At 67.6% G+C, this 20670-nt stretch carries 17 protein-coding genes; 2 read left to right on the top strand and 15 right to left on the bottom strand.

Annotated elements, in window-relative coordinates:
- Positions 1-104: 104 nt before the first annotated feature.
- From ACW9UL_RS18410 to dksA, 14 genes are all read right to left on the bottom strand, one after another.
- The gene (locus tag ACW9UL_RS18410; RefSeq protein ID WP_457787889.1) at positions 105-1121 is read right to left on the bottom strand and encodes a class I SAM-dependent rRNA methyltransferase; all 1017 of its coding nucleotides are present in this window, start codon (positions 1119-1121) and stop codon (positions 105-107) included.
- 197 nt (positions 1122-1318) lie between these two features.
- The gene (locus ACW9UL_RS18405) at positions 1319-2497 is read right to left on the bottom strand and encodes an acetyl-CoA C-acetyltransferase (protein ID WP_457787888.1); all 1179 of its coding nucleotides are present in this window, start codon (positions 2495-2497) and stop codon (positions 1319-1321) included.
- 84 nt (positions 2498-2581) lie between these two features.
- Positions 2582-3448, bottom strand: a complete 867-nt coding sequence (locus tag ACW9UL_RS18400) for an oxygenase MpaB family protein (RefSeq protein ID WP_457787887.1) — start codon at positions 3446-3448, stop codon at positions 2582-2584.
- A gap of 78 nt (positions 3449-3526) precedes the next feature.
- Complete coding sequence (gene acs / locus ACW9UL_RS18395) at positions 3527-5464, bottom strand: acetate--CoA ligase (RefSeq protein WP_457787886.1); 1938 nt, start codon at positions 5462-5464, stop codon at positions 3527-3529.
- A gap of 162 nt (positions 5465-5626) precedes the next feature.
- Positions 5627-7291: a glucose-6-phosphate isomerase gene (pgi, locus tag ACW9UL_RS18390; RefSeq protein ID WP_457787885.1), complete on the bottom strand. Its 1665-nt coding sequence runs from the start codon at positions 7289-7291 to the stop codon at positions 5627-5629.
- Positions 7292-7370: 79 nt separating this feature from the next.
- Entirely contained in the window at positions 7371-8228 is an 858-nt protein-coding gene (gene panC, locus ACW9UL_RS18385; RefSeq protein ID WP_397497982.1) for a pantoate--beta-alanine ligase, read from the bottom strand.
- Positions 8225-9025: a 3-methyl-2-oxobutanoate hydroxymethyltransferase gene (panB, locus tag ACW9UL_RS18380; protein ID WP_122110173.1), complete on the bottom strand. Its 801-nt coding sequence runs from the start codon at positions 9023-9025 to the stop codon at positions 8225-8227. The genes panC and panB overlap by 4 nt, the downstream gene beginning before the upstream one ends.
- A 306-nt stretch (positions 9026-9331) precedes the next feature.
- A complete protein-coding gene (folK, locus tag ACW9UL_RS18375; RefSeq protein ID WP_031302545.1) occupies positions 9332-9820 on the bottom strand; it encodes a 2-amino-4-hydroxy-6-hydroxymethyldihydropteridine diphosphokinase in 489 nt (162 codons plus the stop codon).
- Complete coding sequence (locus ACW9UL_RS18370; RefSeq protein WP_457787884.1) at positions 9817-11214, bottom strand: polynucleotide adenylyltransferase PcnB; 1398 nt, start codon at positions 11212-11214, stop codon at positions 9817-9819. The genes folK and ACW9UL_RS18370 overlap by 4 nt, the downstream gene beginning before the upstream one ends.
- A gap of 692 nt (positions 11215-11906) precedes the next feature.
- Positions 11907-13337: a sigma-54-dependent transcriptional regulator gene (locus ACW9UL_RS18365; RefSeq protein ID WP_021441861.1), complete on the bottom strand. Its 1431-nt coding sequence runs from the start codon at positions 13335-13337 to the stop codon at positions 11907-11909.
- A gap of 33 nt (positions 13338-13370) precedes the next feature.
- The gene (locus ACW9UL_RS18360) at positions 13371-16325 is read right to left on the bottom strand and encodes a sensor histidine kinase (RefSeq protein WP_021441860.1); all 2955 of its coding nucleotides are present in this window, start codon (positions 16323-16325) and stop codon (positions 13371-13373) included.
- A complete protein-coding gene (locus tag ACW9UL_RS18355; protein WP_003244646.1) occupies positions 16309-16485 on the bottom strand; it encodes a hypothetical protein in 177 nt (58 codons plus the stop codon). Before ACW9UL_RS18355 ends, ACW9UL_RS18360 begins: the two co-directional genes overlap by 17 nt.
- A 155-nt stretch (positions 16486-16640) precedes the next feature.
- On the bottom strand, positions 16641-17525 hold the full coding sequence (gene gluQRS / locus ACW9UL_RS18350) for a tRNA glutamyl-Q(34) synthetase GluQRS (RefSeq protein ID WP_457787883.1): 885 nt from the start codon (positions 17523-17525) through the stop codon (positions 16641-16643).
- A 59-nt stretch (positions 17526-17584) separates the two neighbouring features.
- Positions 17585-18031 (bottom strand): RNA polymerase-binding protein DksA, encoded by a 447-nt coding sequence (dksA, locus tag ACW9UL_RS18345; protein WP_021441858.1) that lies wholly within the window; start codon positions 18029-18031, stop codon positions 17585-17587.
- 226 nt (positions 18032-18257) lie between these two features.
- On the opposite strand from dksA, the gene ACW9UL_RS18340 reads away from it, so the two are divergent.
- Positions 18258-19439 carry a pyridoxal phosphate-dependent aminotransferase gene (locus tag ACW9UL_RS18340; protein ID WP_397497987.1) on the top strand — a complete coding sequence of 394 codons (1182 nt, stop codon included), beginning with the start codon at positions 18258-18260 and terminating at the stop codon, positions 19437-19439.
- On the top strand, positions 19429-20136 hold the full coding sequence (gene sfsA / locus ACW9UL_RS18335) for a DNA/RNA nuclease SfsA (protein ID WP_397497988.1): 708 nt from the start codon (positions 19429-19431) through the stop codon (positions 20134-20136). The genes ACW9UL_RS18340 and sfsA overlap by 11 nt, the downstream gene beginning before the upstream one ends.
- Positions 20137-20206: 70 nt before the next feature.
- On the opposite strand, the gene ACW9UL_RS18330 is transcribed toward sfsA, so the two are convergent.
- Positions 20207-20524: a Rieske (2Fe-2S) protein gene (locus tag ACW9UL_RS18330; protein WP_457787882.1), complete on the bottom strand. Its 318-nt coding sequence runs from the start codon at positions 20522-20524 to the stop codon at positions 20207-20209.
- Between the last annotated feature and the right edge of the window lie 146 nt (positions 20525-20670).

The following is a 20670-nucleotide window of genomic DNA, read 5'->3' as shown; positions in this document are numbered from 1 at the left end:
GGCGAGGCGTCATCTATCCAGACGAAGAGATGCCTTGGAGTATGGCACGCCGGTTCGGTTCCGGGCGTGCGCCGCACCGCGCATTTTTCTCTGCCGCGGGTCGCTCAGAGCCTCAGGATCAGGGTCTTCAGCGGCGGCTTGGCGTCGTGCGAGGGGAAGTCGGCGGCCGGCGGCAGCACCTGGCAGTCGCGCAGCGGGCGGCCGAGCTTGGCGGCGCAACGCAGCACCTGCTCGCGCCAGTCGGCCAGCTCCACCTTCGCCAGGTTGTTGCAGCACACCAGCGTGCCGCCCTCGGCGGTGGCCAGGATCGCCGGCTTGAGCAGGCTCTGGTAGTCGCGCAGCAGGTCGACGGTGCCGAAGGCGCTCCTGGCCCAGGCCGGCGGGTCGAGGAACACCAGGTCGAACTGGCGCGGCGCCAGACGCGGATAGGCCGGCAGTTTCTGTCCGCGGCGACTGGCGACGGGCAGGTCGGCCAACTGGCGGATCGCCGGGAAGTAGTCGGACTGGACGAACTGCATGGCCGGCAGGGCGGGGTTCAGCGCGCCGTTCTCGCGGCCCACCGCCAGGTTGCCCTCGGCGAAGTCCAGGTTGACAACCTCGCGCGCGCCGCCGGCCGCGGCGCAGAGGCCGACGCCGCAGGTGTAGGCGAACAGGTTGAGCACGGACTGGCCGGCGCTGTTGGCCTTGATCCAGCCGCGGGCGTTGCGCAGGTCGAGAAACAGCAGCGGGTCCTGCCCGGGATGGCGGCCACGCACCCGATAGTTCAGGCCCCACTCCTGGCCGAGCATATCGTCCAGTGCCTCGGGCGTGGCCTGATACACCGCGTCGCGGCGGTCGACGCGCGAATTGCCGCCTGCGCGGTCGTTGTAGACCAGGTGCAGGTCGAGGCCGAGACGCTCGTTGATGGCCCTGTGCAGCCCGAGCAGCGCCTCGCGCTGCAGCGGTTGGTGAAAACTTTGCACCAGCAGCTGCGGGCCGTAGCGATCGAGGGTGAGGCCGGGGGCGCCTTCCTGGCTGCCGTGGAACAGGCGGTAGCAGTCGGTACCCTGGGCGTGCAGTTCACCCAGCAGCGGTTGGCGGGCATCGAGGGCGGCGCGCAGCGCCAGATCAAGAGCAGGCATGCGCGGCATCTCGGAGAAAGGAAAGGCCGGCAGTTTAGCAAGAAAAACGCCGACCCTCGGTCGGCGCATTGTGGCGATTGCAGCCGGCGTAGGTTGGGTTGAGCTCAGCGAAACCCAACGGCGGTCTGTCGGGCGCGCCGGGTAGCCCCCTGTTGGGCTTCGGGGCTGCGCCCCTCGACCCAAGCTACGGCTTTGGCTTAGCGCTCGATGGCCAGCGCCACGCCCTGGCCGCCGCCGATGCACAGGGTGGCCAGGCCCTTCTTCGCGTCGCGGCGGATCATCTCGTGCAGCAGGGTCACCAGCACACGGCAGCCCGAGGCGCCGATGGGATGGCCGAGGGCGATGGCGCCGCCGTTGACGTTGACCTTGGCCGCGTCCCAGCCCAGCTCCTGGCCGACCGCCAGGGCCTGGGCGGCGAAGGCCTCGTTGGCTTCGATCAGGTCCAGCTCGGCGAGGTTCCAGCCGGCCTTGTCCAGGCAGCGGCGGGTGGCCGAGACCGGGGCGATGCCCATGATCGCCGGGTCGACGCCGGCATTGGCGTAGGCCTTGATCCTGGCCAGCACCGGCAGGCCGAGGGTCTGAGCTTTTTCGGCGCTCATCAGCAGCACGGCAGCGGCGCCGTCGTTGAGGCTGGAGGCGTTACCGGCGGTGACGCTGCCGTCCTTCTTGAACGCCGGCTTGAGCTTGCCCAGCGCCTCGGCGGTGGTGCCGGCGCGCGGCTGTTCGTCACGAGCGAAGGCGACGGGATCGCCCTTGCGCTGCGGGATCAGCACCGGGGCGATCTCGGCATCGAAGCGACCGGTCTCGATGGCCGTGCAGGCCTTCTGCTGCGAGGCGGCGGCGAAGGCGTCCTGGGCGTCGCGGGAAATCCCGTATTTCTCCACCAGGTTCTCCGCGGTGATGCCCATATGGTAGTCGTTGAAGGCGTCCCACAGGCCGTCCAGGATCATGCTGTCCTGCAGCTGGGCGTGGCCCATGCGCAGGCCGGTACGGGCCTTGGGCAGCACGTAGGGGGCCAGGCTCATGTTCTCCATGCCGCCGGCGATGATCACTTCGGCGTCGCCGCAGCGAATCGCCTGGGCGGCCAGGTGCAGGGCCTTCAGGCCCGAGCCGCAGACCTTGTTCAGGGTCATGGCCGGCACGGCATGCGGCAGGCCGGCGCGGATCGCCGCCTGGCGTGCCGGGTTCTGGCCACTGCCGGCGGTGAGCACCTGGCCGAGGATGACTTCATCGACCTGGGCGGCGTCGAGGCCGGTCTGCTGCAGCAGGCGCTTGATCACGATGGCGCCGAGTTCGGGGGCGGGAATCTCGGCCAGGCTGCCCTGGAAGCTGCCGATGGCGGTGCGGGTGGCGGCGACTATGACGACGTCTTGCATATGCTGGTCCTCGAATCGGTTCAGACAATGACCGGAAAGACGCTGATGGTCGCATGGCTGACCGTGACCGGCCAGCCACGCCTGCTAAGGCGCCAGGCGACGGCGGGCGCGCTGCGCGGCGCTGTTGCGCACGGCCCAGCGCAGCACGTTGGCGGTGCGTTGCACGCTGGCGCGGATCAAGGGCCGGCGCCAGGCCGCCTGGCGTTCGCCGAGCAGGTCGCTGGCCCAGTCCGGCAGCAGGTCGACGCCGGCCTGCAGCATCAGGCTGCCGAAAGGCTTGGCCAGGATGCTGGGCATCGGCGCGGCGTAGAGCAGTCGCACCACTTCGCGGGTACGCTCATCGCAGAGCAGGTGCGGGCGCATGCGCTGCAGATAGTCGGCGATGGCCCGCTGCGATTTGGGCACGTCCTGCGCACCGAGGCGCTCGGCGATCAGCGCCACTTCGCGGTAGTAGCGATCCTGCTCGGCCACCGGCAGCCGCGGGTCGACGTAACGCAGGTAGCCGGCGAGAAACTGGCTGACCTCGGAGACGTGCACCCAGGTCAGCAGCTCGGGATCGCTGGCGCTGTAAGGGCGACCGTCCGGCGCGCTGCCGACCACCTGCAGATGAATAGTGCGCACCTTGTCGATCAGCTGCTCGGCATCGTGCAGGCCGCCGTAGGTGGTGCCGGCGATGAATAGGCTGGTACGGCGCAGTCGGCCGAGCATGTCCTGGCGAAAGCTGGAGTGATCCCATACGCCGGCCAGCGCCAGCGGGTGGAGCATCTGCAGGAGCAGGGCGGAAATGCCGCCGACCATCATCGCGGTGAAGTCGGCGTGCACTTGCCAGACCATCGACTGCGGGCCGAACAGGCCGGCATCACCGCGCGGCTGGTCGAGGTCGAGCACGCCCAGCGAGGCGCCGGTGAGGCTGTGCACCTGTTTTTCGATCTGACGACGTAGGCTTTCCATGGCGCGCAGTTTCGGCGCTTGGTCGGTGCAAGACAAGGCGGCCCTTGTCCCGCATGCGCGGGACAAGGGACTGCTGGATCAGCGGTTGAGGCGCTGCTCGATCAGGCTGTCGACCACGCTGGGGTCGGCCAGGGTCGAGGTGTCGCCCATGTTGTCCAGCTCGTTGCAGGCGATCTTGCGCAGGATGCGCCGCATGATCTTGCCCGAGCGGGTCTTGGGCAGGCCCGGCGCCCACTGGATCAGCTCCGGCTTGGCGAAGCTGCCGATCTCCTTGCCGACCAGGCTCAGCAATTCCTTCTTCAGCGCATCGCTGGGCTCGCTGCCCTTCATCAGGGTGACGTAGGCGTAGATGCCCTGGCCCTTGACGTCGTGCGGGTAGCCGACCACCGCCGCCTCGGCCACCGCATCGTGCAGCACCAGGGCGCTTTCCACCTCGGCGGTGCCGATGCGGTGGCCGGAGACGTTGATCACGTCGTCGACGCGGCCGGTGATCCAGTAGTAACCGTCCTCGTCGCGGCGCGCGCCGTCTCCGGTGAAGTAGTAGCCTGGGTAGGGCTTGAAGTAGGTGTCGATCATCCGCTGGTGGTCGCCGTAGACGCTGCGGATCTGGCTCGGCCAGCTGGCCTTGATCGCCAGGACGCCGGCGCCGGGGCCCTCGATTTCCTTGCCCTGTTCGTCGAGCAGCACCGGCTGTACGCCGAAGAACGGCCGGGTCGCCGAGCCGGGCTTGAGGTCGGTGGCGCCGGGCAGCGGGGTGATCAGGATCGAGCCGGTTTCGGTCTGCCACCAGGTGTCGACGATCGGGCAGCGGGTGTCGCCGACCACGTGGTAGTACCACTCCCAGGCTTCCGGGTTGATCGGCTCGCCCACCGAGCCGAGCAGGCGCAGGCTCGAACGCGAAGTGGCCTTGACCGGACCTTCGCCCTCGCGCATCAGCGCGCGCAGGGCCGTCGGTGCGGTGTAGAAGATGTTCACCTGGTGCTTGTCGATCACCTGCCAGAAGCGCGAGGCGTCCGGGTAGTTGGGCACGCCCTCGAACATCAGGGTGGTGGCGCCGTTGGCCAGTGGTCCGTAGACGATGTAGCTGTGGCCGGTGACCCAGCCGACGTCGGCGGTGCACCAGTAGATGTCGCCCTCGTGGTAGTCGAACACGTACTTGTGGGTCATCGCCGCGCCCAGCAGGTAGCCGCCGGTGGTATGCAGCACGCCCTTGGGTTTGCCGGTACTGCCGGAGGTATAGAGGATGAACAGCGGGTCTTCGGCGTCCATCGGCTCGGCCGGGCAGTCGGTATCGACCTCCTTGAGCGCCTGGTGGTACCAGAGGTCGCGGCCTTCCACCCAGGCCACGTCGCCCTGGGTGCGCTCGACCACCACCACCGTGCTGACGTTCGGGCAGCTCTGCAGGGCCTGGTCGACGTTGTTCTTCAACGGAATGTACTTGCCGCCGCGCACGCCCTCGTCGGCGGTGATCACGGTGCGGCAGTCGGCATCGAGGATGCGGTCGCGCAGGGCATCCGGGGAGAAACCGCCGAACACCACCGAATGCACGGCGCCGATGCGCGCGCAGGCGAGCATGGCGTAGGCCGCCTCGGGGATCATCGGCATGTAGATGCACACCCGGTCACCCTTCTTCACGCCACGGCGCTTGAGCACGTTGGCCAGGCGGCTGACGTTGTGGTGCAGCTTGTTGTAGGTGATATGCGCCGACTCGGCCGGGTTGTCGCCTTCCCAGATGATGGCGATCTGTTCGCCGCGCTGTTGCAGATGGCGGTCGATGCAGTTGTAGGCGACGTTGAGCTGGCCGCCCTTGAACCATTCGGCGTGGCCCTGCTTGAGGTCGCTGGCGTGCACCCGGTCCCAGGGCTGGAACCAGTCGAGGAAGGCCTTGGCCTGCTCGGCCCAGAAAGTCTCGGGCTGCTCGACGGATTGCCGGTACAGGCGCAGGTAGGCGTCGTTGTCCAGATGTGCGCGCTGGCGCACCGCGTCGGCCACGGGGTGGCGGGTGATCTCGAACATGGCGGGGTCCTTGTTGTTGTCTGTCCGCAACAATCCCAAGGGTGCACCCAAGCAGGCGCTCGGTTCAAGTGCGTCGATTGCCTGAGCGTCGCGAGACCGGTCATGCCCGCGTCGGGGGCCTGGGTATCGCTGCGCTCAACCCAGGCCAGCAGATTGTGCGATTCAGCCGCGATGGTGCTCGCGGAAGTGCTCGATCAGGCCCTGGGTCGAGGCGTCGGCGGCGGCGCTGTCGACCTGGCCGACCAGGCGCTGGTAGACCTCCTTGCCCATCTCCTTGCCCAGCTCCACACCCCACTGGTCGAAGGCGTTGATGCCCCAGATGGCGCTCTGCACGAACACCTTGTGCTCGTACAGCGCCACCAGCGCGCCGAGGTTGAACGGCGCGATGCGGTTCATCACCAGGATATTGCTCGGCCGGTTGCCGGGAATCTCCTTGTGCGGCGCCAGGCGCTGCACCTCGTCCTCGCTCAGGCCCTTGGCGCGCAGCTCGGCCTCGGCCTCGGCGCGGCTCTTGCCCTGCATCAGCGCCTGGGCCTGCGACAGGCAGTTGGCGAACAGCCACTGGTGGTGGTCGGACAGCGGGTTGTAGCTGTTGACCGGGACGATGAAATCCGCCGGCACCAGCAGGCGGCCCTGGTGCAGCAACTGGTGGTAGGCGTGCTGGCCGTTGCAGCCGACACCGCCCCAGATCACCGGGCCGGTGGCGATGTCCAGGGCGCTGCCGTCCTGGCGCACGCTCTTGCCGTTGGATTCCATGTCCAGCTGCTGCAGGTGCTTGGTGAAGTTACGCAGGTAGTGGTCGTAGGGCAGGATCGCGTGGCTCTGCGCGCCCCAGAAGTTGGTGTACCAGATGCCCAGCAGGGCCATCAGCACCGGCATGTTCTCCGCCAGGGGGGCCTGGGTGAAGTGCTGGTCCATGGCGTAGGCGCCGGCCAGCAGTTCCTTGAAGTTGGACACGCCGATGGCCAGGGCGATGGGCAGGCCGATGGCCGACCACAGCGAGTAGCGGCCGCCGACCCAGTCCCACATGGGGAAGATGTTCTGCTCGCCGATGCCGAACTCGATGGCCGCCTTGCGGTTGCTGGTCACGGCGATGAAATGGCGGTGCAGCTCCTGTTCCGGGCCGCCCATGGCCAGGTACCAGTCGCGCGCGGCCAGGGTGTTCTTCAGCGTCTCCAGGGTGCCGAAGGACTTGCTGGAGACGATGAACAGGGTGGTTTCCGGGTTGAGCCGGGCGGTCAGCTCGCGGAACTCGCTGCCGTCGATATTGGCCAGGTAGTGGCAGCGCACGCCGCGCTGGGTGAAGGGGCGCAGCGCCTCGGAGACCAGCTGCGGGCCGAGGAAGGAGCCGCCGATGCCGATATTGACCACCTCGGTGATCGGCTTTTCGCTGTAGCCGCGCCACAGGCCGCTGTGGATGCGGCTGACCAGCTCGGTCATCTGGTTCAGCACGCGGTGCACCTGCGGGATGATGTCCGCGCCGTCCACCACCAGGCGCCGGCCGATCGGGCTGCGCAGGGCGGTGTGCAGGGCCGCGCGGCCTTCCGAGGCGTTGACCTGCTCGCCGTTGTACAGGGCGTCGATGGCGCCTTGCAGGTCGGCTTGCTCGGCCAGCTGGATCAGCAGCTCGAGGCTGCGTTCGTCGATCAGGTTCTTCGAGTAGTCCAGCAGCAGGCCGCAGCTGTTCAGCGAGAAGCGCTGGAAGCGTCGGGCGTCCGTGGCGAAGGCCTCGCGCATGCTGAACCCGGCCATCTCGGCGCGGTGTTGCTGCAGGGCGTGCCAGGCGGGCAGGCGGGTGACGTCGTGCGGCTGCTGGTAGTAGGCCATCGGGGCTCCTGATCCGGAAAAGCGAAAGGCCCGGAGTTATCCGGGCCTGGCGAGTGTAACCGGCGGTCTCGCGGCGCAGCTACTGGGCGGGCAGTTCCACCAGCAGATTGTCGATCAGCCGGGTGCTGCCCAGGTGGGCGGCGGTGAGCACCACCAGCTGGCGGTCGTCGAGCTGGGCCGGACGCAGGCTGAGGGCGTTGCGGATTTCCAGGTAGTCCGGGACGAAGCCGGCGTCGCGCTGCTGGCGCTGGGCCGTCTCGATCAGTCGCGGATAGTCGCGGGCGCCGCGCTGCAGCTCGCTGGCGATGCCCTGCAGGCTGCGGTACAGCGCCGGGGCGGCGGCGCGCTGCGCGGCGTCGAGGTAGCCGTTGCGCGAGGACAGCGCCAGGCCGTCCTCGGCGCGCTGGGTCGGCGCGCCGATGATCTGGATCGGCATGTTGAGGTCGTGCACCAGGGCGCGAATCACCGCCAGTTGCTGGTAGTCCTTCTCGCCGAACACGGCCAGATCCGGTTGCACCATGTTGAACAGCTTGGTCACCACCGTGGCCACGCCCTCGAAGTGGCCGGGGCGGCTGGCGCCGCACAGGCCTTCGGAGACGCCGGGCACTATCACCCGGGTCTGGTCGGCCATGCCGTGCGGGTAGATTTCCGCCACATCCGGGTGGAACAGCAGGTGGCAGCCGGCGGCCAGGAGTTTTTCCTGGTCGGCGGCGAGGGTCCGCGGGTAGCTGGCCAGGTCCTCGCCGGCGCCGAACTGCAGCGGGTTGACGAAGATGCTGGCGACCACGAAGTCGGCCCGCTGGACGGCGGTCTCCACCAGGGAGACGTGGCCGGCGTGCAGATTGCCCATGGTCGGCACGAAACCGATCTGCTTGCCCTCGGCGCGGGCCTGGGCGACGGCGGCGCGCAGTTCGCGCAGGGTCTTGACCGTGTTCATGCGGAGAACCCGTGTTCGGCGGCGGGGAAGCTGCCGTCCTTGACCGCCTGGACGTAGGCGGCGAGGGCGCCCTGGATGCTGCTCTGGCCGTCCATGAAGTTGCGCACGAACTTCGGCGCGCGGCCGGACAGCGACAGGCCGAGCATGTCGTGCTGCACCAGCACCTGGCCGTCGGTGGCGGGTCCTGCGCCAATGCCGATCACCGGAATCTTCACCGCCTGGCTGATTTCCGCGGCCAGTTCGCTGGGCACGCATTCGAGCAGCAGCATGGCGGCGCCGGCCTGTTCCAGGGCCATGGCGTCTGCGCGCATCTGCCGCGCCTGGGCCTCCTGGCGGCCCTGCACCTTGTAGCCGCCGAGGATGTTCACCGCCTGCGGGGTCAGGCCCAGGTGCGCGCACACCGGCACGCCGCGCTCGGCCAGCAGGCGGATCGGCTCGGCCAGCCAGCCGGCGCCCTCCAGCTTGACCATATGGGCGCCGGCCTGCATCAGCCGGGCGCTGTTGGCTAGCGCCTGCTCGGTGGTGGCGTAGGCCATAAAGGGCAGATCGGTGATGATCAGCGCGCCCTGGTTGCCGCGTTTGACGCAGGCGGTGTGGTAGGCCATCTCCTCGATGCTGACCGGCAGGGTGCTGTCGTGGCCCTGCAGCACCATGCCCAGGGAATCGCCGACCAGCAGCACGTCGACCCCGGCCTGGCAGGCGGCCTGGGCGAAGGTGGCGTCGTAGCAGGTCAGCATGGCGATCTTGGCACCGCTGTGCTTGAGGCTCTGCAGGGTGGTCAGGGTAACGTCAGGCATTTCAAGGGTCCTCGCTCAGGCTCGGTCGCGGCTTCTAAGCGGCGGCAATCCGGCCTGGATTGGCATAAAGGTGCGCCCGGCGGCGGGCGACGGGACGCCTATAGTCCCGATGGGGGCAGGCGAAGTCAATTGCAGGTGTTACCCGGCTGTTACTGGCGTTACCGCCAATGCACGCGAGCGAGGCGGACGCTAAAGCGGGCGCGGGCTTGCGCCCAGGGTCAGGGGGAGTGCCTGGAGGAAATCCGTGATGCATGGCTGCAGAGCCGCTGCGGATGCAATCGGGGAAATCCCCGGATGTCATCCGCGCTACTCGGCCAGGCGTTCCAGGCCGGTGAAGGGGCAGGCGGCCAGCAGTTCGCTCAGGCGGCGGCCGTCGGGCAGCTGCAGCTCGGCGGCGAGTTCGGCCAGGGGGTAGAGCACGAAGGGCCGCGCGTGCATATGGTAGTGCGGCACCGTCAGGCGTTCGTCGGCGATCGAGCGTTCGCCGAACAGCAGGATATCCAGGTCCAGGGTGCGCGGCCCCCAGCGTTCGGCCTTGCGCACGCGGCCCTGTTCCTGCTCGATACGCTGCAGGGCGTCGAGCAGCGTCCAGGGTTGCAGCGCCGTGTCCAGCGCCGCCACGGCGTTGACGTAGCGCGGCTGGTCGGGTGGGCCGAGCGGGTCGCTGGCATAGAAGGAGGAGTGGGCGAGCAGCCTGGTATCCGGCAACTGGGCGAGCGCGGCGAGGGCGTCGCGCAGTTGCTGCAGCGGCTCGGCCAGGTTGCTGCCGAGGCCGATATAGACCCGCTCCATCATTCCTCGCCGACGCTGCCCGCGTCGTCGCGCTTGCGCCGACCGCTGCTGCGCCGGCGTTTGCGCGGCGCGCTGCCGGCTGCTTCGGGCTTACCGGCGAGGTCGCGGATCATCTGCCGGCGCTGGCTGTCGCTGGCGTCCTGGTAGTCGGTCCACCAGTCGCCGAGGCCGCCGGTGTCCTCGCCGGCATGCTCGCGCAGCAGCAGGAAGTCGTAGCCGGCGCGAAAGCGTGGGTTGTCCAACAGCAGGTCGGCGCGCTTGCCGCTGCGCCGCGGCAGGCGTTCCTGCATGTCCCAGATCTCGCGGATCGGGATGGTGAAGCGTTTGGGCACGGCGATGCGCTGGCACTGCTCGGCGATCAGCTCGTGGGCGGCTTCCTGCATTGCCGGGATCGGCGGCATGCCCTTGTCCTGCAGTTGTAGCACGCGGGCCGGCAGGGCCGGCCAGAGCAGCGCGGCGAAGAGGAAGGCCGGGGTCACCGACTTGCCCTGGGCGATGCGCTCGTCGGTGTTGATCAGCGCCTGGCGGATCAGCCGCTCGGTGTACTCGGGGTTGCGCTTGAGCGCTTCGCCGCTGGCCGGGAACAGCTGGGCGAACAGGTCGTGCTCGAGCAGCAGGTCGAAGGTGTACTCGGCGTAGCCGGCGAGCAGCAGTTTGAGCACCTCGTCGAACAGGCGCGCGGCGGGGATGTCGCGCAGCATCGGCGCCAGGCGGCGGATCGGCGCGGCGCTATGCTTCTCGATGTCGAAGTCCAGCTTGGCGGCGAAGCGCACCGCGCGGAGCATGCGCACCGGGTCTTCCAGGTAGCGCTGCTCGGGGTCGCCGATCAGCCGAACCTGATGGTTGCGCACATCGTGCATGCCGCGCGCGTAGTCGAGAATGTGTTCCTGGGAGGGGTCGTAGTACAGCGCGTTGATGGTGAAGTCGCGGCGCTGGGCGTCGTCCTCCAGGCTGCCGTAGACGTTGTCGCGCAGGATGCGCCCGCTCTCGTGGCGCGCCGCCAGGTTGCTGTTTTCTTCGTCGTCGCCCTGCGGGTGGTTGGCGCGGAAGGTGGCGACTTCGATGATCTCGCGGCCGAAATGCACGTGAACCAGCTTGAAACGGCGGCCGATCACCCGTGCGTTGCGGAACTCCGCGCGCACCTGCTCGGGGGTGGCGCTGGTGGCCACGTCGAAATCCTTGGGCTCGATGTCCAGCAGCAGGTCGCGCACGCAACCGCCGACCAGGTAGGCCTGGTAGCCGGCCTTCTGCAGGCGTTCGACCACGCTGATGGCATGGCGGCTGATTTCGTTGCGGTTGATCGGGTGTTGCCGGCTGCTCAGCACCTCGGGGGTGCTGCGCGGGCGCTGCGCGCGGCGCAGGGGCGAGCGGAAAGACTTGAACAGCTTCTTCAGCATGGGATGCACTGTGTGGAGAAATGACCGGCCAGACGAAACGATGACCGCATGATTGCTGCGGATTCTAGCATCGTGTCGGGAGAAGGTGTGTAGAGCGGCAGGCGGGGATCCGGGGAGCGGAAGCTACTGGGGGAGCCTAAGCTCCCCCCCAAGTTGGTGCGTGCTTCGTTTTTATTGTTATTGAGGGCGCGTTGTTTTTGTTGTTTCGCCCTTCCCAAACGACCGTGGTCGGTTGGGTGCTCCCTGAAAGCGGGAGCCAATAGCAAACGGATTTCTTTGGACGCTGATGCTGCCATGACACTTGCGTGATCCAACCAGTACGGGTGCTGCCTCGGGGCAGTTTTATTGTTCTCGGCCTGGTCGTGGGGCGAACCCCAAGGGCAACTCCTCTCCAAAAGAATCAGTTAGCTGCGCCTCCATCTTGTTGTTCTTGTTGTTTTGGAGTCGTTACGTCTTGTTCTTATTGTGTGGGGCTTTGCTTGTTATTGTTGTTGTGCCAGAGATAAAGCAGATGCCGTGCCAGTTTTTGCGATTCCTTGTAAATCAAGGGTTTGCGGCAGGTGGAGGTCGATCGGAAGGGAGGAAAAAGCCGGGTTTTCGTTACCATTAGACCCGGCTTTTGTTACGAGATATTGATTCGGTAACAACCCGCGGAACCTGCGCGCAGGTCGGTTGTCACCCGGCGCGCGCGGTCAAGGGCCGCTGGTCACGCCGGATTTGCGCCGGGGGATGCCCAGGCGCTGGCGGCGTTCCCACAGGCACTTGCGGCTGATGCCGAGCTTGCGCGCCAGTTCGGTCTCGGTCATGTGGTCCTGGTGCTCGAGCACGAAGTGCTGGAAATAGTCCTCCAGCGACAGGTCTTCGGTGGGCTCGTGGCTGTTGCTGCTGCTCTGCCCGGCAGCCGCTGGCAGGCCGAAGTCGTCGTCCAGGTCGTCCAGCTCGATATCGATGCCCAGCAGGTCGGCGGAGATTTCCGCGCCCTCGCAGAGGATCACCGCACGCTCGATGGCGTTCTCCAGCTCGCGCACGTTGCCCGGCCAGGGGTAGTGACGGATGGCCTGCTCGGCATCCTGGGCGAAGCGCAGCGGCTCGCGGCCCATGCGCGTGCACTGGCGTGCGAGGAAGGCCTGGGCGATTTCGCTGACGTCGCTGCCGCGCTCGCGCAGGGCGGGCAGCTTGAGGGCGATGACGTGCAGGCGGTAGTAGAGGTCTTCGCGGAACTGGCCGGTCTTGGCCAGGGTCTTGAGGTCGCGGTGGGTGGCGGCGATCAGGCGCACGTCGACCTTCTGCGACTGCACCGAGCCGACCCGGCGAATCTCGCCTTCCTGCAGCACGCGCAGCAGGCGCGCCTGGGCCTCCAGCGGCAGTTCGCCGATCTCGTCGAGGAACAGCGTGCCGCCGTCGGCCGCCTCCACTAGGCCGGCGCGACCGGCGCTGGCACCGGTGAAGGCGCCCTTTTCGTGGCCGAACAGCTCGGATTCGATCAGGGTTTCCGGAATCGCCGCGCAGTTGACCGAGATCAGCGGCGCCTTGGCGCGCTTGGACAGGTTGTGCAGGGCGCGGGCGACCAGCTCCTTGCCGGTGCCGGACTCGCCCTGCACCAGCACGTTGGAGTCGGTGGGAGCGACCTTGCGGATCTTGCCGTAGAGCTCCTGCATGGCGGCGCAGGAACCGATGATGCCGATTTCGCCGTTGGCGTTGTCCACGACCTTTTCGCTGCCACCGTTACGTGGGCTGCTGGCGCTGGCCGCGGCTGGCGCGCTCTTGGCTTCCTGGCGATCGCGCAGGATGCGCGCCACGGCCTGCAGCATCTCGTCGTGGTCGAAGGGCTTGGCGATATAGTCGACCGCGCCCATCTTCATCGAGTCCACCGCCGAGCGCAGGCTGGCGTAGCTGGTCATGATCAGCACCGGGGTGCCCTCGGCCAGTTTGATCAACTCGGTGCCGGGCGCGCCGGGCAGGCGCAGGTCGCTGACGATCAGGTCGAAGCCGGGAATGCCGTAGCGTTCCTGGGCTTCCTGTACCGAGCCGGCTTCGCTGACCTGGTACTGGTTGCGCTCGAGCAGGCGGCGCAAGGCAGAGCGGATAATGGTTTCGTCTTCGACGATAAGAATATGTGGCATCAATTCGGTCTCTCGACGGTCTCTGGTCGCTAGTTACATCGCTACGGACGTCGCCTCGACATGCCTTGGCAGGGTGACCCGAATACGAGTGCCGAGTTGGCGCTCGGGGTCGGCCGGGCTGTCGATTGTTATCTGCCCATAATGCTCTTCCACGATCGAATAGACCAGCGCGAGGCCCAGCCCGGTGCCCTCGCCGGGGTCCTTGGTGGTGAAGAACGGCTCGAACAGGCGGTCGATGATCGCCTTGGGAATGCCGCTGCCTTCGTCCTCGACGATCAGGTCGACGGTGTGTTCGCTGGCCTCGCTGCGCACGCGGATGGCGCCGCCGGGCGGCGAGGCGTCGCGGGCATTGGACAGCAGGTTGATCAGCACCTGGGCCAGGCGCTGCGGATCGCCCTCGGCCCAGTGCTGCGGGTCGCAGAGGTTGTAGAACTGGATGTCGAAGTTGCGCTTGTTCAGCGACAGCAGGCCGATGGCGTCCTGCGCCACGTCGGCCAGGCACACCGGCTCCTCGCTGCGCTGGTGGCTGCCGGAGTGGGCGAAGCTCATCAGCGACTGGACGATGCGCGACACGCGCTTGGTCTGCTCGAGGATCTGCCCGCTGATCTCGATCAGCTCGGGGTCGCTTTCGCGCTCCTCGCGCAGGTTCTGCGCCAGGCAGGCGATACCGGTGATCGGGTTGCCGATCTCGTGGGCCACCCCGGCGGCCAGGCGGCCGATGCTGGCCAGGCGCTCGGAGTGCACCAGCTTGTCTTCCAGCAGCTGGGTTTCGGTGAGGTCCTCGACCAGCAGCACCAGGCCGCTGTTGCCCGGCGCCAGCGGCTCGTCGATGGCCGCCTTGTGCAGGTTGAGCCAGCGGATCTGTCCGTCGACGGCCAGGTGCTGCTTGTGCAGGTGCTGGTCGGGCAGTTCGATGAAGGTCTGCAGCAGGCCCTGCCAGGGCTCGGCCAGCGCCGACAGGCGCGAGCCGACGATGCGCTGCGCGGGAATCTCGGTGAGTTCCTCCATGGCCCGGTTCCACATCAGGATCTCCTGATCCTTGGCCAGCGAGCAGACGCCCATCGGCAGTTCCTGCAGGGTCTGGCGGTGGTAGCGGCGCAGCGCGTCGAGCTCGGCGGCCAGGCCGGTGAGGCGCGACTGGTAGTCCTCCAGGCGGCTCTCGATGAAGTGGATATCCTCGGTGACGTAGCCCTCGCTGCCGGATTTGTAGGGCAGGAAGGTCTCGACTATGTCCTGCGCCACGCTGGGGCCCATCAGGCCGGAGAGGTTGGCCTCGATGCGGTCGCGCAGGCGGCGCAGGGCATAGGGGCGGCTCTCGTCGAACGGCAGGTGCAGGTCGCGCAGGGCCTGTTCCACCTCGCGCTGGGCGGTCTTGGCGCCGAGCGGCTTGGCCAGCTGGGCGGCGAACTCCTGCGGCGACACCGCCACCAGCTCGCGGCGTTGCGGGCGGCGCACGTTGTCCACCGCGCAGGCCTCGGCGGCGCTCTTTTCCTCGGGGCTGGCCTCGGTGAACAGCGACACCAGGGTGAACACCAGCACGTTGGCCGCCAGCGAGGCAATGGCCGCCAGGTGCCAGCTGGCATCGTCGAGCACGTAGATGACGTTGAACAGCGGCAGGTAGAAGCCTTCCAGGTTGCCCAGCAGCGGCAGCAGCATGGTCAGCGCCCAGACGCCGATGCCGGCCAGCAGCCCGGCGAGGAAACCGCGGCGGTTGGCGGTCGGCCAGTACAGCACCGAGAGCACGCCGGGGAGAAACTGCAGGGTGGCGACGAAGGCGACTATGCCCAGGTTGGCCAGGTCCTGCTGGGCGCCGAGCAGCAGGTAGAAGCCGTAGCCGGCCATGATGATGAAGGCGATCAGCGCGCGCCGCGTCCATTTCAGCCAGCGGTAGATATTGCCCTCGGCCGGCGGCTGGTACAGCGGCAGCACCAGGTGGTTGAGCGCCATGCCCGACAGCGCCAGGGTGCTGACGATGATCAGCCCGCTGGAGGCCGACAGGCCGCCGACGTAGGCCAGCAGCGCCAGCGCCTCGCTGTTCACCGCGATGCCCAGCCCCAAGGTGAAGTACTCGGGGTTGGTGGTGGCGCCGAGCTTGAGTCCGGCCCAGAGGATCAGCGGCACCGCCAGGCTCATCAGCAGCAAAAACAGCGGCAGGCCCCAGCTGGCGCTGACCATGGCGCGCGGGTTGAGGTTTTCGGTGAAGGTCATGTGGTACATGTGCGGCATGACGATGGCCGAGGCGAAGAACACCAGCAGCAGGGTGCGCCAGGGGCCTTCCTGCAGCGGCGTGTGCAGGGTCGCCAGTGCGGCCTGGTTCTGCACCAGCCACATCTCCAGCTCGCGCGGGCCGCCGAACACCTGGTACAGCGCGTACCAGCCGATCACGCCGAGGGCCACCAGCTTGACCAGCGACTCGAAGGCGATGGCGAACACCAGGCCTTCGTGCTTCTCGCGGGTGGCGATATGGCGGGCGCCGAACAGGATGGTGAACAGGATGATCAGCCCGCAGTAGCTCAGCGCGACCTTCTCCTGCAGCGGCTCGCGGCTGAGGATGCCGATGGAGTCGGCCACCGCCTGGATCTGCAGGGCCAGCAGCGGCAGCACGCCGATCAGCATGAACAGGGTGGTCAGCACCCCGGCCCAGGTGCTGCGAAAGCGGAAGGCGAACAGGTCGGCCAGCGACGACAGCTGGTAGGTGCGGGTGATGCGCAGGATCGGGTAGAGCAGCACCGGCGCCAGCAGAAAGGCGCCGGACACCCCCAGGTAGCTGGCGAGGAAGCCATAACCGTACTGGTAGGCCAGGCCCACCGTGCCGTAGAAGGCCCAGGCGCTGGCGTAGACGCCCAGCGACAGGGTGTAGGTCAGCGGATGGCGGATGATCCAGCGCGGAATCAGGCCGTGTTCGCTGACCCAGGCGACGCCGAACAGGATCAACAGGTAGCCGGCGCTGATCAGGATCAGCTCGCTCAGGCTAAAGCTCGTCAGCATCGCGTTGGCTCTGCAGGATGAAGGTGACGACGATCAGGATCAGCCACAGCAGGTAGGGCCGGTACCAGGCGCCATTGGGGTCGATCCACCAGTCCATGATGGCTGGGGAGAACAGGTAGATCCCCACCACCAGGATCAGAACCAATCGGTAGATATACATGCGGCATCTCGTCGGGGGGATGCGGCGATGGTAAAGGAAGGCGCGCGGTGCAAGCCACAAACTTGAGGCCGTATGTAGGGGGGGGGGCGCCGCGTGCACCTTGTATGAAGACCGGGCATACGGCCTCGGTGCGCGTAGCGCAGCCTACGCGGTTGTCAGCGCAGCTGCGCCTCGGCCAGGGTGCGGCTGCGCGGAATGCGGCTGGCGTCCCAGTGGGCGATGCCCCGGGCCAGCAGCTCGGCGGGCGCGGCGCCCTGCAACTCGGCAGGCGCTTGCTGGCCCAGGGCACGCAAGGCGCGCAGCAGCAGGGGGCCGGCCTGTTCGGCGGGCAGCGGTGGCGAGCGGTAGCTCTTGCCCAGCTTGTGGCCGTCGGGCTGGATGATCAGCGGCACGTGCAGGTAGCGCGGCTGCGGGAGCCCGAGCAGTTCCTGCAGGTAGAGCTGGCGCGGCGTGGAGTCGAGCAGGTCGGCGCCGCGTACCACGTCGGTCACCCCCTGCCAGGCGTCGTCCAGCACCACGGCGAGCTGGTAGGCGAACAGGCCGTCGCGGCGGCGAATGACGAAATCGCCCACCTCGCGTCCCAGCTGCTGGCCGAACTCGCCCTGCACGCGGTCGACGAAGCGGTATTCCAGCTGCGGTACGCGCAGGCGAATGGCGGCGCCATGCTCGGCGTGGCCGGCATCGCGGCAGGTGCCGGGGTAGATGCCGCCGTGCCCGGCCAACTGCTTGCGCGAGCAGGTGCAGGCATAGGCCAGGCCCTGAGCCAGAAGCCGCTCGATCACCGCGGCGTACTCGGCATGTCGATCGCGCTGGTACACCAGCTCGCCGTCCCAGGCGAAACCGTAGGTTTCCAGGGTGCGCAGGATGGCGTCCTGGGCGCCGGGCACTTCCCGCGGCGGGTCGAGGTCTTCCATGCGCAGCAGCCAGCGACCGCCGGCGGCGCGGGCGTCGAGGTAGGAAGCGAGGGCGGCGACCAGCGAGCCGAAATGCAGGTAGCCGCTGGGGGTGGGGGCGAAGCGCCCGATATAGGAGTCGTTCATCGCTGGCGCAGCGTGAAGGGCAGAAACAGAGCGGGGCGCCTAGGCGCCCCGTCGTCGGTTCAGGAACCGATCTGCTTTTCCTTGATTTCCGCCAGGGTCTTGCAGTCGATGCACAGGGTGGCGGTGGGGCGGGCTTCGAGGCGGCGGATGCCGATTTCCACGCCGCAGGAGTCGCACCAGCCGTAGTCGTTGTCTTCGATCAGCTGCAGGGTCTCGTCGATCTTCTTGATCAGCTTGCGCTCGCGGTCGCGGGCGCGCAGTTCCAGGCTGAACTCTTCTTCCTGGCTGGCGCGGTCGGCCGGATCGGGGAAGTTGGCCGCTTCGTCCTGCATATGGTGCACGGTACGGTCGACTTCCTGCATCAGCTCCAGCTTCCACTTGTTGAGGATGCCGGTGAAGTGAGCGCGCATCGGCTCGCTCATGTATTCCTCGCCCTTCTTCTCTTCGTAGGGCTGGAAACCGCGAACCAGCTGGCTAGTGCTCTTTGCTTTTTCTTTGGTGGGCATGGATGACCGCCTCTCACTCTCTCGAATCCACTGCGCAGGTTATGTCCATTGCCGATCCGAACTCGGCCCTGCGGCTGCAAGCGGGCGAACTTACCAGATCGAATCGGGGTGCGCTACTCCCGGTTGTCCATGGTTTGCCGCCCTCGTACACAAAAGCTCGAAGCCCATCCGTGGTTTTGTCGAGCCCTGCTAGAATCCGCGCCTCGAAACCTCGCAAGGCAGGCCCATGGCTCAGCTCTACAGTGCGCGCAGTCGCGCCATCGAACCCTTTCACGTCATGGCCTTGCTGGCGCGGGCCAACGAACTGCAGGCCGCCGGCCACGATGTCATCCACCTGGAAATCGGCGAGCCGGATTTCACCACTGCCGCGCCCATAGTCGAGGCCGGGCAGGCGGCGCTGGCCGCCGGCCACACCCGCTACACCGCGGCGCGCGGTGTGCCGGCCCTGCGCCAGGCCATTGCCGACTTCTACGGTGCGCGACATCGGCTAAGCATAGACCCTGAACGCATCCTCATTACCCCCGGTGGCTCCGGCGCGCTGTTGCTGGCCGCGAGCCTGCTGGTCGACCCGGGCAAGCACTGGCTGCTGGCCGACCCCGGTTATCCCTGCAACCGCCATTTCCTGCGCCTGGTGGAAGGTGCCGCGCAACTGGTGCCGGTCGGCCCCGAGGTGCGTTACCAGCTGACCCCGCAACTGGTGGAGCGGCATTGGGATTCGGACAGCGTCGGCGCGCTGGTCGCCTCGCCGGCCAACCCCACCGGCACCCTGCTGCACAGGGACGAGCTGGCGGCGCTGGCCGCCTGCCTCAAGCAGCGCGGCGGCCATCTGGTGGTGGACGAGATCTACCACGGCCTGACCTACGGCTGTGATGCTGCCAGCGTGCTGGAAGTGGACGACGAGGCCTTCGTGCTCAACAGTTTCTCCAAATATTTCGGCATGACCGGCTGGCGCCTCGGCTGGCTGGTGGCGCCGGAAAACGCGGTGCCCGAGCTGGAGAAACTGGCGCAGAACCTCTACATCAGTGCGCCGTCCATGGCCCAGCATGCCGCGCTGGCCTGTTTCCAGCCGGCCACCCTGGCGATTCTCGAAGAGCGCCGCCACGAGTTCCAGCGCCGTCGCGACTACCTGCTGCCGGCGCTGCGCGAGCTGGGCTTCGGCATCGCCGTGGAGCCTGAAGGCGCCTTCTATCTATACGCGGACATCTCGGCCTTCGGCGGCGACGCCTTCGCCTTCTGTCGCCACTTCATCGAGACCGAGTACGTGGCCTTCACCCCGGGGCTGGATTTCGGCCGCCACCAGGCCGGCCATCATGTGCGCTTCGCCTATACGCAGAACCTCGAGCGCCTGGAGCAGGCGGTCGAGCGCATCGCCCGCGGCCTGAGCAGCTGGAACCCCGATGCGCTTTGATCCGCCACTGGAGGAGGGGCGGCTGCTGCGCCGCTACAAGCGCTTTCTCGCCGATATCGAGAGCGCCAGCGGCGAGGCGCTGACCATCCACTGCGCCAACACCGGCTCGATGCTCAACTGCATGAGCGCGGGCTGCCGGGTGTGGTTCAGCCGTAGCGACGACCCCAAACGCAAGCTACCGGGTAGCTGGGAGCTGAGCGAAACGCCACAGGGGCGCCTGGCCTGCATCAATACCGCGCGGGCCAATGCGCTGGTGGAGGAGGCGCTGCGCGCCGGGCTGATCGCCGAGCTGGCCGGTTTCGTTGCGCTCAAACGCGAGGTGCCCTACGGGGTGGAGAACAGCCGCGCCGATTTTCGCCTGGATTACGCCGACGGCCCGGCCTATGTCGAGGTCAAGAGCGTGACCCTGGGTTTCGATGGCACGGATGTGGCGGCTTTTCCCGATGCGGTGACCGCGCGCGGCGCCAAGCACCTGCGCGAGCTGGCCGCGCTGGCGCGCGCCGGGGTGCGCACGGTGCAGCTGTACTGCGTGAACCTGTCCGGTATTCGCGCTGTGCGCGCCGCCGAGGAGATCGACCCGGCCTACGCCGCCGGCCTGCGCGAGGCCAAGGCGGCCGGCGTGGAAGTGCTGGCCTACGGCGCCGAGGTCAGCCCCGCAGGTATCGCCCTGATGCGCAGGCTGGAGGTGTTGGCGTAGGCCGGACATGGCGCAGCCTTGTCCGGCACGGGATTGTGGCGATGGTGGACGAGCCTGTGGCATGTCCACCCTAGGTCTCTATCCAGATACCTTCGGCGTCCTCGCGGCACTCGATGGCCTGCAGCGCCTGCCCGGCGCAGGGCCCGGCGACGCATTCGCCGGTGTCGATCAGAAACAGCGCGCCGTGGGTGGCGCACTGGATCAGGCTGCCGCTGTCGTCGAGAAAGCGGTCTGCCTGCCACTCCAGCGGCACGCCGCGGTGCGGGCAGCGATTGAGGTAGGCATGCACGCGGCCGTCCTTGCGCACGGCGAGCAGGTTCAACTGGTCGAGCAGAAAGCCCCGGCTCTGGCCTTCGGCCAGCTCGCTCGGGGCGCATAGGCGGATCATCGCGGTCTCCGTTTCAGGTGGCGCGATTATCCCGCAGGAAGAAAGGGGGCGCATCCCTGCGCCAAGCAGAACCGCAGAACTGCCAGGACGCCGGGGCGCGTAAGCTGCGCCCTGGCTTGCTGTAGTAGTGGCCGCCGGTTGCCGGT

The organism is Pseudomonas sp. PL-6, assembly GCF_054110165.1.
This window is presented reverse-complemented; position numbering and strand designations above follow the sequence as displayed.

Coding starts and splice junctions, on each gene's coding strand:
- ACW9UL_RS18365 (WP_021441861.1), bottom strand. CDS start 13,337: ATGCCACATATTCTTATCGTCGAAGACGAAACCATTATCCGCTCTGCC.
- ACW9UL_RS18330 (WP_457787882.1), bottom strand. CDS start 20,524: ATGATCCGCCTATGCGCCCCGAGCGAGCTGGCCGAAGGCCAGAGCCGG.
- dksA (WP_021441858.1), bottom strand. CDS start 18,031: ATGCCCACCAAAGAAAAAGCAAAGAGCACTAGCCAGCTGGTTCGCGGT.
- sfsA (WP_397497988.1), top strand. CDS start 19,429: ATGCGCTTTGATCCGCCACTGGAGGAGGGGCGGCTGCTGCGCCGCTAC.
- panC (WP_397497982.1), bottom strand. CDS start 8,228: ATGAACACGGTCAAGACCCTGCGCGAACTGCGCGCCGCCGTCGCCCAG.
- ACW9UL_RS18340 (WP_397497987.1), top strand. CDS start 18,258: ATGGCTCAGCTCTACAGTGCGCGCAGTCGCGCCATCGAACCCTTTCAC.
- ACW9UL_RS18370 (WP_457787884.1), bottom strand. CDS start 11,214: ATGCTGAAGAAGCTGTTCAAGTCTTTCCGCTCGCCCCTGCGCCGCGCG.
- ACW9UL_RS18410 (WP_457787889.1), bottom strand. CDS start 1,121: ATGCCTGCTCTTGATCTGGCGCTGCGCGCCGCCCTCGATGCCCGCCAA.
- ACW9UL_RS18405 (WP_457787888.1), bottom strand. CDS start 2,497: ATGCAAGACGTCGTCATAGTCGCCGCCACCCGCACCGCCATCGGCAGC.
- ACW9UL_RS18360 (WP_021441860.1), bottom strand. CDS start 16,325: ATGCTGACGAGCTTTAGCCTGAGCGAGCTGATCCTGATCAGCGCCGGC.
- ACW9UL_RS18400 (WP_457787887.1), bottom strand. CDS start 3,448: ATGGAAAGCCTACGTCGTCAGATCGAAAAACAGGTGCACAGCCTCACC.
- acs (WP_457787886.1), bottom strand. CDS start 5,464: ATGTTCGAGATCACCCGCCACCCCGTGGCCGACGCGGTGCGCCAGCGC.
- gluQRS (WP_457787883.1), bottom strand. CDS start 17,525: ATGAACGACTCCTATATCGGGCGCTTCGCCCCCACCCCCAGCGGCTAC.
- folK (WP_031302545.1), bottom strand. CDS start 9,820: ATGATGGAGCGGGTCTATATCGGCCTCGGCAGCAACCTGGCCGAGCCG.
- ACW9UL_RS18355 (WP_003244646.1), bottom strand. CDS start 16,485: ATGTATATCTACCGATTGGTTCTGATCCTGGTGGTGGGGATCTACCTG.
- pgi (WP_457787885.1), bottom strand. CDS start 7,291: ATGGCCTACTACCAGCAGCCGCACGACGTCACCCGCCTGCCCGCCTGG.
- panB (WP_122110173.1), bottom strand. CDS start 9,025: ATGCCTGACGTTACCCTGACCACCCTGCAGAGCCTCAAGCACAGCGGT.